This is a genomic window from Sphingorhabdus sp., from assembly GCF_044239005.1.
Classification (GTDB): Bacteria; Pseudomonadota; Alphaproteobacteria; order Sphingomonadales; family Sphingomonadaceae; genus Sphingorhabdus_B.
Genome location: NZ_JBIICH010000061.1, coordinates 1 through 12,281 on the forward strand (window position 1 = coordinate 1; position 12,281 = coordinate 12,281).

The window sequence follows — 12,281 nt, forward strand, 5'->3', positions numbered from 1 at the left end:
TTTAACGGAAGACGTGCATGACTGACTTATTCTCCAAATTTGATGCCCTGATTGCGCAACGTGAAGGCTTGTTGGCCACGGGCGTAAAAGACCCGTTCAGCCTTGTGATGGAAGAGGTGAAATCGCCTACCGTTGCTGTGGTGAACGGCAAGGAAACCATCTTGCTTGGCACCTATAATTATATGGGCATGACCTTTGACGATGATGTCATCGCCGCCGGCAAGCAGGCGTTGGACGAATTTGGCGCAGGCACGACCGGCAGCCGCGTTTTGAACGGCACATTTCAGGGCCACAAGGAATGCGAAGACGCGTTGAAGGAATTTTACGGAATGGACCATGCGATGGTCTTTTCCACGGGCTATCAGGCAAACCTTGGCATCATCAGCACGATTGCGGGCAAGGGCGATTATATCATTCTGGATATCGACAGCCATGCGTCGATCTATGACGGCTGCAAAATGGGCGATGCCGAAATTGTGGCCTTTCGTCATAATGACGTCGAGGCCCTCGAAAAACGGCTGAAGCGCCTGCCTGCCGATGCGGGCAAGCTTGTCGTGCTTGAAGGTGTCTATTCGATGCTGGGCGATGTTGCGCCGCTGAAGGAAATGATCCGCGTTTCGAAAGAAGCAGGCGCGATGATCCTTGTCGACGAAGCGCATTCGATGGGCTTCATCGGCGAAAATGGCCGCGGCGTGGCCGAAGAGCAGGGCGTTCTGGACGATGTCGATTTCGTCATCGGCACATTCTCCAAATCGGTCGGAACCGTCGGCGGTTTCTGCGTTTCCAACCATCCGAAGTTTGAAATCATGCGGCTTGTCTGCCGTCCTTATGTGTTCACGGCGTCATTGCCGCCAGCGGTCGTCGCATGTTCGGCCGCAAGCATTCGCAAGTTGATGCACAATGGCAACAAGCGTGCGCATTTGTGGGAAAACTCCAGAAATCTGCACCAGGGCCTTCGCGATCTTGGTTTCAAACTCGGCACGCCCGATGCGCAAAGCGCGATCATCGCGGTGATTATGCCCGATTTGGAAAAAGGCGCGATGATGTGGGCTGCGCTTCTTGAGAACGGCCTATATGTAAACCTCGCCCGTCCGCCCGCGACGCCCGCTGGCATGACATTGCTGCGCTGTTCTTTATGTGCCGAACATAGCAGCGAACAGGTTGCCGATATCCTCAGCCGCTTCGAACGCGCAGGCAAGGCCGTCGGGATCATTTGATTAACGCACGGCGCCTTTTGCCAAAAGCTTGGGCACCAGAAACAACGCCGCGATCAACGGCCATTTGCGCTGCCAAGGGCGCACTATAATTTGCGTGCCGGCGTGGCGGTTTATCTTCCACGCCAGATAATCAATGCCACCCGCATAAGTGAACGCCGCCTTTGCCAGCCGTGCAACGGTCAGCAACTTTCCACGTCGACGTAAGGCAGGCCAACGGCGTTTTTCTTGAACGATGTGGCCATCGGGGTCGGGCAAGATAACTATTTTGTCGCCGCGCACTTCATGTGCGATCGTTATGTGCTGCAATGCCGCCCGGCCAAAGCGGACGTAGCGATTGGGGTCGAATGCAATCACCGAAGATGGCCGGTCCTTGCGTTCCGCGCGCAGCTCCGCGCCATAGGTCATCTGGAATCCCGACTGCCAAAGGTCGAGCACATCGGCTTCGCGCTCCGCAAATGCCAGTGCGGCATTCAACAAAGTCGGCGCGGCACCCGATATCGCGAGAATAGCAGACTGCCGTGCATCTTCATCCGCGCACCACACAAGCCGCGATGGCTGGGCAAAGCGCGCCCAGACCGACACCGCAGATGCCGCCGGGCGGTTGAGGTGGTGAAAATCCGCTTCGCTTAAAATCGCCACCTTTGCGACCAGATTGCCATGTTGAAACGGAAATACATTGGGTGGCAGGCGGCGGTTCCATGTGGCGAGCCAACCGGGTCCATAAGCGGATTGGTAATCGGACACGATGAGGTAGAAGTCGAGCATCTCGCCCTCCAACTGTTCCGACCGCAGGCACGATCCGTAGAACAGAACGGCGCGCGCTGCGGGGCCATATTGCGCGGCGATATGCGCAGCGAATTCGCTTGCGCCCTGTTGCGCGGGTACGGCCAATTCCTCGGCCACAAGCTGGGTCAGCGAAAGCATATATGCGCCTTAGCCGTTTCCGTTGCCGCTTGTTAAGCAGCGAGTTTCAGGAAAGGGACAGGCGGCGTTGACCGAAGCACGATCGGGCTACCGCGATACGCCTCGAACACTTCGCCATCCAAGACGACGCTGCTGCGTTCGCTATCGATGCGGATGACATCGCCTTGCTGGAAATGAACGCCGCTTGTGGGCGTGTGGCCCAATTTGCCGCGCAGTGATGCCGCGATCATTTTCAGCATCGCCCATGGCGTCTGGTCGACGGCCATAAACTTCATCAAACCACGCTGTTTGGTTTTGCCGGCCTGCCCCCCAAGCAACAGCTTTTCCAGCGTGGTGACGATCAGAACCGAAAATGTGCCCTGCAATTCGCCATTGCGGACAAACGATATGCTGACAGGCTTGGATCGTTCCGGCAGGAAACTTGCCTTCACCCGCACAAAGGCCGAAAACATAACGGCGATGAACGTCAGGAAATGGCTTAAGCCATTGGGCAATCCCAACGGATAGATTTTGTGGCGGCAATAAAGAATCGTTTCGGCAAGACCGGCGCCGCCCAAGAACATGCCAAGAACCGGACGCGCGCCTTCGCTGCCATCACTTAACGCAATCAGTTCGCGGACAACGATATGTTCGGAAAGATCGCCCTTTGCGACGTCGATGATACGCGCCAGCGCCTCCAACGGATCACCTTCCGCACCCAAATCGAGCGCAATCAGGTTGGTCTTGCCATTGGGCAGCACGGCGACGGGCGGCGGCGACCCTTCAAAATGTCCACCATGGTATAGTTCGGTCAACGCAGACTGCACGGTGCCATCGCCGCCATTGATGACGAGCACCTTGGGCTTCACGCGGGCAATCATTTCCAGCGCTTTGGCGATTTGGCCAATTTCTTCGACTTCGTAATGGAATATATCAGGATTTTTCGCGCAATAGTTTCGAACCGCCGGCAACAACGACCTGTTGCCGGTTGAATTGGGGTTCGAAAGAAGCGCGACTAAAGCCAAATCATTACCTTCACATATATTTCAGGTTGATGGTGATCCGCGTAATGCCGGGGCCCGCATCGAATGCAACTTTGCTGACCGACGGCTTGCCCAAATTCAATATGCTCACGCTGGGGTTGTTGGAAAAACCGCCGCCGTCCTGCGTGAAGTCTGTTTTGCCATTTCCGTTTCGGTCATGGCGCACAGCAATGCCATATTTCCCTTCGGAAGGGACGGGCAGGCAAAAGCTCATATTTCCTGCGCTCGCGCGGCTTTCGATGCGGTGCAGCCAGCGGCCTTTGGCCAGCCAAGTGCCGGGCGTTGCTGCATAAGATTGCACGCGAACATTGCCTCTCGCTTCCTTCACGCCCTGCACGTTCACCAGCACAGCGGGGCCTTTGCCCGCGGCGCAGCGCGACAAATCATTGCTTATTTCCTCGCTCGCTGCAGCGACGCCCGATACGAGCGCCAATGCTGCGGCAGATATAAGAACCAAATATTTGTTCATCTCAAAACTCCTGGAACAGCAAATCCGGTATCACTTCACAAGGATACCATCGATATATTGCCCCTGAACCTGTAAGCGTCTATCGGGTCAGTTTGCGGCCAAATTAGGGTGACAGGGCGACCATAAGTTGAAATTTCTTACTGCCACCGACCGATATATCTTCCGGCTTGTGATGTTGCCGTTGCTGGCGACGCTCGCAATCGCGGCATCATTGTTGCTGCTGGACAAGATGTTGACCCTGTTTGACTTCGTCGCCGCAGAGGGCGGACCGGTCAGCGTGGTCTGGCGCATGCTCGCAAATCTGATACCTGAATATCTGTCGCTCGGCATCCCTATCGGGCTATTGCTGGGGATATTGCTGGCGTTCCGCAAGCTCGCGACATCCTCCGAACTCGACATTTTCCGGGCGGTGGGGATGAGCTATTTTCGGCTGTTGCGCGTGCCGTTCCTGCTGGCAATCGCGCTTGCGACGGTAAATTTTGCCATTGTCGGCTTCCTGCAGCCCAGCGCGCGCTATCTATATGAAGAACTGCGGTTCGAGCTGCGATCAGGCGCCTTTGGCGCAAAGGTCCGGGTCGGCGAATTCAACAATGTTGGCAAAAATTTGACCATGCGCATCGATGAAAGCCGGAACAATGGTAACGCGCTGTCGGGCATGTTTGTGTACGCGCAAAGCAACAATGGACAGTCCATCGCCGTTACGGCTGAAAAGGGTCAGTTTCTGCGCACTGATGATCCGGACACGATATTGCTGCGATTGGAAAAGGGCACGCTCGTGCACGACGCGCCCAATTATAAATCACCACGCGTACTTAGCTTTACCAGCCATGACGTCCCCATCCCGCTGCCGCAGATTGAAAGTTTTCGGTCGCGTGGCGGCAAAGACCGCGAATATCTGATTACAGAATTGGTGCAGATCGGGAATGATATGCAAAGGCCCGCGTCGGAACGCGACAGTGCGTGGTCGAATCTCCATTTCCGCCTGGTTGAGGTGGCGATGATGCTCCTGCTGCCGTTGCTTGCATTGGCGCTGGCGATACCGCCGAAACGCTCGACATCCGCGCTCGGCGTCTTTTTATCGATCGTGATGGTCGTGACCTATCATAAGATAAACGAATATGCCGAAAGCGTTGGCGCAATGGGTATTGTTGACCCGTTTATCGCATTGTGGGTGCCATTTGTGCTGTTTGCCGCGCTCATCATCTGGATGTATCATGTGATCGCGCATGTGCCCGGCGGTCAGCCCATTGGCGCACTTGAAGTCTTCGCGACAAAGGCCGGTAAGTGGTTCAAGAAACTGTTCCGCTGGGGCCGAAAATCGCGGCTGGCCACCATTGGCATGCCTGTGCCGCAAGAGGGGTCATAACCCATGCATTTCTTCCCCTCGCGCAATATCACCATGTACATGGCCCGGCTGTTCGTCGTGCGCAGCTTTGCTGTGTTGATGATGCTTGTGCTGGTGCTGATGACGCTCGATCTGCTGGGTGAAAGTGGCAAGATATTGGCGGTCCCCGGAAATGATCAGGGCGACGTGCTGCGCTATGTGACGATGCGCGCGCCGCAAATTATTGCCAGATTTCTGCCCTTCTCCGTGCTGTTGGGGACATTAATCACCTTCGCGACCCTCAGCCAGAACAGCGAAGTCGTAGCGATGAAGGCGGCGGGATTGTCCGCACACCAAATTCTTGCGCCCATGTTTGTCGCCAGCTTGGGCGTCGCGCTGATTTCGTTCGTGTTTAACGACGTTGTCGTCGCGCCGAATACCCAAAAGCTTAAAGTTTGGAAGGATGCCGAATATGGCGCAATAGCGCCCGATACAGACGCGCGCAGCAATGTGTGGGTCCGCGAAGGCGGCGACCTTATTAATGCGGGCAGGGTGCTGGGATCGGGCGACAATATCGTCCTCGATAATGTCCGCGTCTATTTGCGCGCCAATGGCGGTTTGCGTCAGGTCATTACCGCGCCAAATGCCCGTTATGTGGGCAATGCATGGCTGCTTGAAAATGCCGAAACATTTGACGTCGCGACCACCGAACAGAAGAAGGTCAGCAATCTTACAATCGGCAAAGGTATCACGCCCGACAGGTTCAATGTCCTTAAGGTCGATGGCGAGAGCCTGGCTTTCTTGCCCTTGATGCGCGCCATTGACGATCTGCGTGCCGCCGGTCGCCGCACCGATAATCTTGAAGGCATATTGTGGCACAAGCTGGCAGGGCCTTTGTCGACCTTGTTAATGCCCTTGCTGGCTGCGGTCGCCGCCTTTGGCCTTGCCCGATCGGGCGCGTTGTTCGTGCGCGCGGTGCTGGGCATGGCGCTTGGCTTTACCTATTTCGTTGCGGATAACTTTGCCTTGGCGATGGGCAATTTGGGCGCCTATCCGCCCTGGATTGCCGCATGGGGACCATTTCTGCTCTTTTTACTGATCGGCGAAACGGTGCTCATCCGCACCGAAGAATAAGCCTTTCGGATAAGGCGGCTTTGGGCACATAAAATGCGTTTCGGGAATTCATTATGACAGACATCATCATTCGGCCGGTTGTAACCAAGGCAGACAAACGCGCGTTTATTGACCTGCCGTTCCGGCTTTATGCGCATGATCCCAACTGGGTTCCGCCATTGAAAAGCGATGTGATGGCGACGATTACGCCCGGCAAGAACCCGTGGTTCGAACATGGGGAGGCGCAGCTTTTCCTTGCCGAAAAGGACGGGAAAGTTGTTGGCCGGATCTCCGCACATTTGGATTTTCTCGCGCTGAAACAGCCGCCCGAACAAGGCATGGGCCCGGGCGTTGGCAATTGGGGATTTTTTGAGGCGGAAGATGAAGCCACCGGAAAGCTGTTGATATCGACGGCTGAAGATTGGTTGCGCAGCAAAAACATGGTGCGCTCGCTCGGGCCGCTGAGCCTGTCCATCTGGGAAGAGCCCGGCGTGTTGATTGATGGCCATGACCATCCGTCTACTGTGCTGATGGGCTATCATAACGCAGCCTATGGCGGGTGGATTGAGGCGGCGGGCTACGCCGGCATCAAAGATCTTTATACCTATCAAATCCCGATTGATGTGCCGTTTCCGCCATTGGTGGAGCGCATTGTCGCGTCGGGCGAGCGCAACGAACGCATCGTCATTCGTAAGGTGAACAAGGATAATTTTGACGCTGAAGCCGCGTTAATCCTTTCCATATTGAACGACGCGTGGAGCGGGAATTGGGGCTTTGTCCCCATCACCGATGCCGAAGTCGCACATACCGGAAAGCAGTTGAAACCGATCGTCTTTAACGACCTGATCCGGATTGCGGAGGTCGATGGAGAACCCGTCGCGTTCATGATGACATGGCCCGACATCAATGAAAAAATCGGTCAATTTGGGGGCAGCCTGTTCCCGTTCAATTGGGCCAAGCTGTTGTGGTGGCTGCGCGCGCCAAAGGTCAGCACAATGCGCGTGCCGTTGATGGGCGTGATGAAAAAACTGCAGTCGACCCGCATGGCAAGTCAATTGGCGTTCATGATGGTCTCGCTCATTCGCGACGCGTCGACCAGCAAATTTGGCGCAAGCCGCGGTGAGTTCGGCTGGGTCCTTGACGATAATGGCCCGATGCGGTCGGTGGGTGAGGCGATTAACGGCAAAATCAACAAGGTATACCGCATTTACGAAAAGCAGCTCTGACGGCGCAGGCCACGCGCCCGCCCGCCGTTTCACATCTGCATCGCCAATTTAACGCGTGATGGCTTCGCCGACAGAGGCGTAAATCATCACCACGGCAAAGGATGCGATCATGCCGGTGAACAAGGCGACGACGGGAATTTGCAAAACGTCCATATCAGGCTCCTATATTGAGGAGGCCGCTATGCACCGCGCAATCAGGTCATGCTTTGATCTGGATCAAATGGCCGACAATCGCGCCCATCGGCAAGGGGCCGTAGATATGCGGGAACAGCGCACCGCCCCGGGATTCCTCCCAGACGATGGTCTCACCCAGATAGGCCAAGTTCACTTCGGCAATGACGAGGCCGTCTTGTCCCGCAAAATGCTTGTCGAGCGTGCCCTGCAGCTGATCCTTGGCCGACAAATGAATATAGCCATCGGCCAGATCGACAGGTGCGCCGTGAAAGACGCCGTCGGCTTCAAACTGCGCCCATTGCGCGGCGGTGAATATTTTGAAGGCGGTATCGGGATGGCTATGTTCGGACATAGGCCGCCCATGCCGAAAAGCAGGGGTGGAGGCAAGCGGTGCATGGGGGGGCGCGCCCCGACGTCGTCTCCCCACTTCGTCATGCTGAACTTGTTTCAGCATCTTACTTTTCAACGTCGACAATTAAGACCCTGGCACGCAGTCACCGCAGGTGAAACAAGTTCAGCATGACGGGGATGGGGACAGCGGGGGTGACGGGGAAGGGCAGCGGGGCGACGGGTGCTGGGAACGAACCCCCAACCAAACCCCAACTACCCCACCAGCATCCAGCCCCCCACCAGCGCGAGGGCAAAGCCTTGCAAGATCGCGGTCTGGTGCAGGTGGCTGGAAAAGGGTTGCTTGCGCGTCTTATGCCGGAACAGCGCACGACCGGCATAAGCGCCGATGGTGCCCCCCAAAAACGCCCAAGCCAGCAACGTCCCTTCGGACACCCGCCAAGTCCCTTGCGCGGCACGGATCTTGTCAAAACCGAACAGCATGAACGTCCACAGATTGACCAGCGCAAACAGGCCAAGGGCATTGGGGAGGGTGAGGAGGGTAGGGAGGTTCATTTTTATTAAATTTTCTCAGCAACTAATTCCGCCTACGAATTTTTGCCAATTATAAATGTTCTTTCAATATCTCTATGGCTGCTTGCACGGTCATGTTCTGTTTCAGCCGTTCACTGCACTTGGGGAGGACATTGGAGATGTCTTCTAGGGCCGACTACTTAGCGTTGAGGAAGTTCAAGATATCCACATGCTAACATCGGCATCGAAATTACACCGCTGCTTTAAACTTGAATAACCAATGACAATACCGGTCAGAGACGGTTGCCAATGTTTCAACTGGCTGTTGTCCCAATGATCCATAAACTCACCAACTCTGCGGAAATATGGTTCAATTTTTTCAATCACTTGCTCTCGATTAGGTGGATGACTGTGCGTCGCCGCAAAACCGCTTACGCTGAGTGATTTATCCAACCCAGAAAGGTCCACCGCCGAACAAAATTCTTTGTCGCCCTCGATATCCCGCCAGACCGAAACGCCATCTTGAGTTTGGAATACGATGCCCGCATCAATGAGGGACTGAGCATACTCGACGGACGTGGCCGCATCTAAATCGGCGCGCGTTCGTAATACTCTTAACGATTTTGGATAAGATTCTGCCAAAGCCGAAACTGCAGACAACGACCCCATGGCGCGAACTCCACAAGAAAGAGACTCCATATACAGGTACGCGTTACCACCCGAGGGGAGATCATCGAGAAACGGGGACAGGTAATTTGCATAATGCGTTCCAACCTCTTGGGGTGAGGGAACTCCCGTTATTTTTACATGCCTGATTAAAAAGGAGACGGCTGCTATACTGATTTCCTCTTTAGTTAGCAGTGGCGCACACTCAATTGCCTTGTTTATACTTAGTGATGCCCGACTTTGTCCGGAAATTTTTGACCGTTCTCCGATTAGGATCGCTAGATTTTCAGCAACTGCATCTTCACCAGATCGGGCATATGCATGTTGTGCATTACGCAAAAGATACTGAAAGTCAGGATCTTGAAAGGCGTCGGACTTAAGCGTTTGATCTGCATCAAACTTGGATATAATTTTTTCTTCAAAGTGCTTGAGTCTGTCTTCAACGATGGTTGCTGCTATGGCGGCATACTTTGGCAGTTGGTCACCGATGCATTCGACAATCTGACGCATCTGCGGAAGCGTTAGACCGCTATTAACAGTTGTGTCCCCGGCACTTTGTATAGCTATACCGTTCGTACCGACACTCTGCTTCTGATTAGGCTTGATCATTTGATTTTCGTGTCTCGCCCAGATTGAATGTTAACTGAGCTCTCTCCAGATTTCTGGATCTGTGATTTTGATTTTGTTGCGCGGATGGCAAGAAGTAAACTGATTACTATACCGGCAATTGCAAGGCATAGTCCAAGTTGTTCGGCAGTAAGCCCTGTCACTTTGCGGTCACCCCAGCTTCATCAAACACATCCACGCTACCTTCGTGGTCCGCCGGCTCAATGCCGATGACGTTCTTTTGCGGCTGTCGAAACTGTTGCATCTTGGTCCCAATCTCTACGAGTGCTGGCTATGCTTGCTGCATATCGAAATAAAATGCAAAATCAAACCAATATGGGAGCTTTATAATCCATTTTAGTAGTGTTATGCCGCGTCACCAATGGCATGGCTCGTAACCCCTATCACGCCGCAGCTTGGCGCGCAGAGGTGCGATCCGCTTGCTCAGTAAGCGCATCTCATCGACCAGACGCGAGCGCACTAGCTAATGTGATTGGGGTATCCATTGCAACGCCATAGGATAGCGGGAGTAATTTCAATGGCTCATCAAATGTCGCACCTTATGCCGAATCAGGGGTGGCATTAGTTGACTTTTAACGCAACACCACTACTTATTGCGAGGCTGAAGCAAACTCCACTAGTTGAGCGCAGGCCTTTGCGCGCTACTGGTAACTTCGTGAGGCGGATTTTTGTGACGAAAGAGATTGATGCGTTTTTGAACACAAATGTTCCTTACTTCCCTCGTCCGAATGCAGAAATCACTTTCGGTACTTTTTGCAGCGGCCACAGCATGACGGTGACCCGAAAGATGGGAGTGAGAGCCGACCTGGAATTGATGGAAGATACAGATGAAGTTTGGATTATGTGCTTCCGGAAACCGAAGGTGGGTCAAGGGAGGCTTTTAGGACGGTTTGTGAGCCGTAATATTTTTGTCGGCACACGCATTGCGACCCGTGAAGAAATCGCAAATGACACTTACCCTGTTGTGGCTGCCGGCGTTATTGACACTTGGGACGAAATCACAGGTGGCATTCGTCCCGTGAGGTCAAACAACTTTGACGATTACCTTGGTTCGCAGTTCAGAGATTTGGATAATGAAGATGACTGAAAAAAATGACGCTGAGATGCTCGCCGAATATGACCGCTTTTTTTACCGGTCATCTCTTGTCAGCATGTTTTGGGCTGTAATTCAGGCAAGAAAAAAGCGAAAAACACCTTTTAGGATGAGACAACTTTCCGACGCGCTCAATATTGACAAATCGATTGTTTCGCGGTGGTTTTCAAATTCGCCAAACTGGACCGCGAATACAGTTGCCGACATAGCTAATGCGCTTAACCTTGAGCTTCGCGTGTCAGTTTATGATCGCCAAGACGGGAAAATTTACACTGCGGCTGGCGAGCAAGAACAGGCACAGACGACAACCAACCAAGTCAAGCGTGAAGCACCCATAACATCGAGTGAATCATCTAGTATTCGGGTGGTGTAGCATGATAATTAAGCCAAATTTTCCAAACGGACACGCCACATTTTGTGATGATGTAAGGCAAGAAATTGGAGGAAAAATCACCATAGTCGGAGTGTATGGCGGAGAGCTTACCGCTTACGGCGAAGCGCCAATAGCTCTGCCGCAGCTACATGTTGTTGTTGCCTTTAGAAACGCACCAAAAGACGAACCTTACAATTTGAAAATTGTTGTTACGATGAACGGAACGGCGGGCGAGGATAAAGTGCTTTCGTCGTCAGACATTGAAATTCCGGCACCGGAACAAGACCTAATACCTCCGCCGATTGATGAGCACAGTATGCGATTTATGGAATTGAGCAACATCGTGCGATTATCTCCCCTATTTATAACGGAGCCGTGTACAATTACGGTCCGAGCCTACCTAGGTGACGATGAAGTTCGCTTAGGGGCACTGAGAGTAAAGTTGGCGGCATCAGACGAATATAAGATCCATTTGTCGCCCACCCCAGCTTAACTTGATAGGTTAAATGTGGAGGTTCGCGGATCAGCCATCACGCAACACATGCGTTAAGGGGCTGAGCGGTAGCCAGAATGAGAGCTTTATAATCGATTTTGGTAGTTTCATGTATCGCTGCCAGTGGCATGGCGCACAACGCGCCTCCTGCCCCAATTACGCGCACGACTTTAGGGCGATCGGCGTCGGGCGCCGTCGCTTCTTATATGCCTATCTATGGAAGTTATGGGTCGCGGTCGTCAGGTGGAAACATTGCGGTCTCCATCCTGACGACAGGCGACGGGGGGCGGATTATTCCGCGGCGACCCCGGCTTGTTCGAACATATCGACGCCGTCATTTTCGGCGATCGGCTCAATGCCGATGATCTTTTTCTTACGATTGTCAAAGCTGTCCCACACTTGGCCCCAATCGCCGCGTGTCGACGCCTTGCTGTACTCGGTCGCGCGGGTTTCGAAGAAGTTGGCGTGCTCGACGCCGTTCAACAATGGCGCGAGCCATGGCAGCGGGTGGTCTTCGACCATGTAGATGGCTGGCAGGCCCAGCTGGCCCAAACGCCAATCGGCGATGTAGCGGATGTAGCGTTTGATTTCCTTGGCGGTCATGCCGGGGACGGGGCCCATTTCGAACGCAAGGTCGATGAACGCGTCTTCCAAACGGACAACCTTTTGGCAGCAATCGATAATGTCTTCCTTCACCGA

General features: G+C 53.8%; 14 protein-coding genes. 7 read left to right on the plus strand and 7 right to left on the minus strand.

Annotated elements, in window-relative coordinates:
- Positions 1-17: 17 nt before the first annotated feature.
- The gene (gene spt / locus ACILQA_RS06315) at positions 18-1,217 is read left to right on the plus strand and encodes a serine palmitoyltransferase (protein ID WP_183939380.1); all 1,200 of its coding nucleotides are present in this window, start codon (positions 18-20) and stop codon (positions 1,215-1,217) included.
- On the opposite strand, the gene ACILQA_RS06320 is transcribed toward spt, so the two are convergent.
- The 3 genes from ACILQA_RS06320 to ACILQA_RS06330 are packed head-to-tail and all read right to left on the minus strand — an operon-like array spanning position 1,218 to position 3,632.
- Positions 1,218-2,141, minus strand: a complete 924-nt coding sequence (locus ACILQA_RS06320; protein WP_395628937.1) for a hypothetical protein — start codon at positions 2,139-2,141, stop codon at positions 1,218-1,220. It lies immediately after the preceding gene.
- A gap of 32 nt (positions 2,142-2,173) precedes the next feature.
- The gene (locus ACILQA_RS06325) at positions 2,174-3,145 is read right to left on the minus strand and encodes a diacylglycerol/lipid kinase family protein (RefSeq protein ID WP_395628938.1); all 972 of its coding nucleotides are present in this window, start codon (positions 3,143-3,145) and stop codon (positions 2,174-2,176) included.
- A 10-nt stretch (positions 3,146-3,155) separates the two neighbouring features.
- Positions 3,156-3,632 carry a DUF2141 domain-containing protein gene (locus ACILQA_RS06330; protein ID WP_395628939.1) on the minus strand — a complete coding sequence of 159 codons (477 nt, stop codon included), beginning with the start codon at positions 3,630-3,632 and terminating at the stop codon, positions 3,156-3,158.
- A gap of 127 nt (positions 3,633-3,759) precedes the next feature.
- Here ACILQA_RS06330 and lptF point away from each other — a divergent pair, with 127 nt between their 5' ends.
- From lptF to ACILQA_RS06345, 3 genes are read left to right on the plus strand one after another with little or no spacing between them, the layout of a single operon-like run.
- Positions 3,760-4,998, plus strand: a complete 1,239-nt coding sequence (gene lptF, locus ACILQA_RS06335; RefSeq protein ID WP_395628940.1) for an LPS export ABC transporter permease LptF — start codon at positions 3,760-3,762, stop codon at positions 4,996-4,998.
- Positions 4,999-5,001: 3 nt separating this feature from the next.
- Positions 5,002-6,090: an LPS export ABC transporter permease LptG gene (gene lptG, locus ACILQA_RS06340; protein WP_395628941.1), complete on the plus strand. Its 1,089-nt coding sequence runs from the start codon at positions 5,002-5,004 to the stop codon at positions 6,088-6,090.
- Positions 6,091-6,143: 53 nt separating this feature from the next.
- Positions 6,144-7,295 (plus strand): N-acetyltransferase, encoded by a 1,152-nt coding sequence (locus ACILQA_RS06345; protein ID WP_395628942.1) that lies wholly within the window; start codon positions 6,144-6,146, stop codon positions 7,293-7,295.
- A gap of 199 nt (positions 7,296-7,494) precedes the next feature.
- Here ACILQA_RS06345 and ACILQA_RS06350 read toward each other — a convergent pair whose 3' ends face one another.
- The 3 genes from ACILQA_RS06350 to ACILQA_RS06360 form a co-directional block, all read right to left on the minus strand.
- A complete protein-coding gene (locus ACILQA_RS06350) occupies positions 7,495-7,821 on the minus strand; it encodes a DUF952 domain-containing protein (RefSeq protein WP_395628943.1) in 327 nt (108 codons plus the stop codon).
- Positions 7,822-8,072: 251 nt separating this feature from the next.
- Positions 8,073-8,372 carry a DUF1294 domain-containing protein gene (locus ACILQA_RS06355; RefSeq protein ID WP_395628944.1) on the minus strand — a complete coding sequence of 100 codons (300 nt, stop codon included), beginning with the start codon at positions 8,370-8,372 and terminating at the stop codon, positions 8,073-8,075.
- 174 nt (positions 8,373-8,546) lie between these two features.
- Positions 8,547-9,605, minus strand: coding sequence for an LPO_1073/Vpar_1526 family protein (locus ACILQA_RS06360; protein WP_395628945.1), 1,059 nt, complete (start codon positions 9,603-9,605; stop codon positions 8,547-8,549).
- A 688-nt stretch (positions 9,606-10,293) separates the two neighbouring features.
- On the opposite strand from ACILQA_RS06360, the gene ACILQA_RS06365 reads away from it, so the two are divergent.
- Genes ACILQA_RS06365 through ACILQA_RS06375 form a run of 3 tightly spaced genes read left to right on the plus strand, consistent with a single transcriptional unit; the run spans position 10,294 to position 11,582 of the window.
- Positions 10,294-10,710, plus strand: a complete 417-nt coding sequence (locus ACILQA_RS06365) for a hypothetical protein (protein WP_395628946.1) — start codon at positions 10,294-10,296, stop codon at positions 10,708-10,710.
- A complete protein-coding gene (locus ACILQA_RS06370) occupies positions 10,697-11,089 on the plus strand; it encodes a hypothetical protein (RefSeq protein WP_395628947.1) in 393 nt (130 codons plus the stop codon). Before ACILQA_RS06365 ends, ACILQA_RS06370 begins: the two co-directional genes overlap by 14 nt.
- 1 nt (position 11,090) lies before the next feature.
- Positions 11,091-11,582: a DUF6941 family protein gene (locus ACILQA_RS06375; protein ID WP_395628948.1), complete on the plus strand. Its 492-nt coding sequence runs from the start codon at positions 11,091-11,093 to the stop codon at positions 11,580-11,582.
- A gap of 291 nt (positions 11,583-11,873) precedes the next feature.
- Here the strand turns inward: ACILQA_RS06375 and ACILQA_RS06380 are convergent.
- A partial coding sequence (locus ACILQA_RS06380) for a ribonucleotide-diphosphate reductase subunit beta (RefSeq protein WP_395628949.1) occupies positions 11,874-12,281 on the minus strand: 408 nt, incomplete at its 5' end.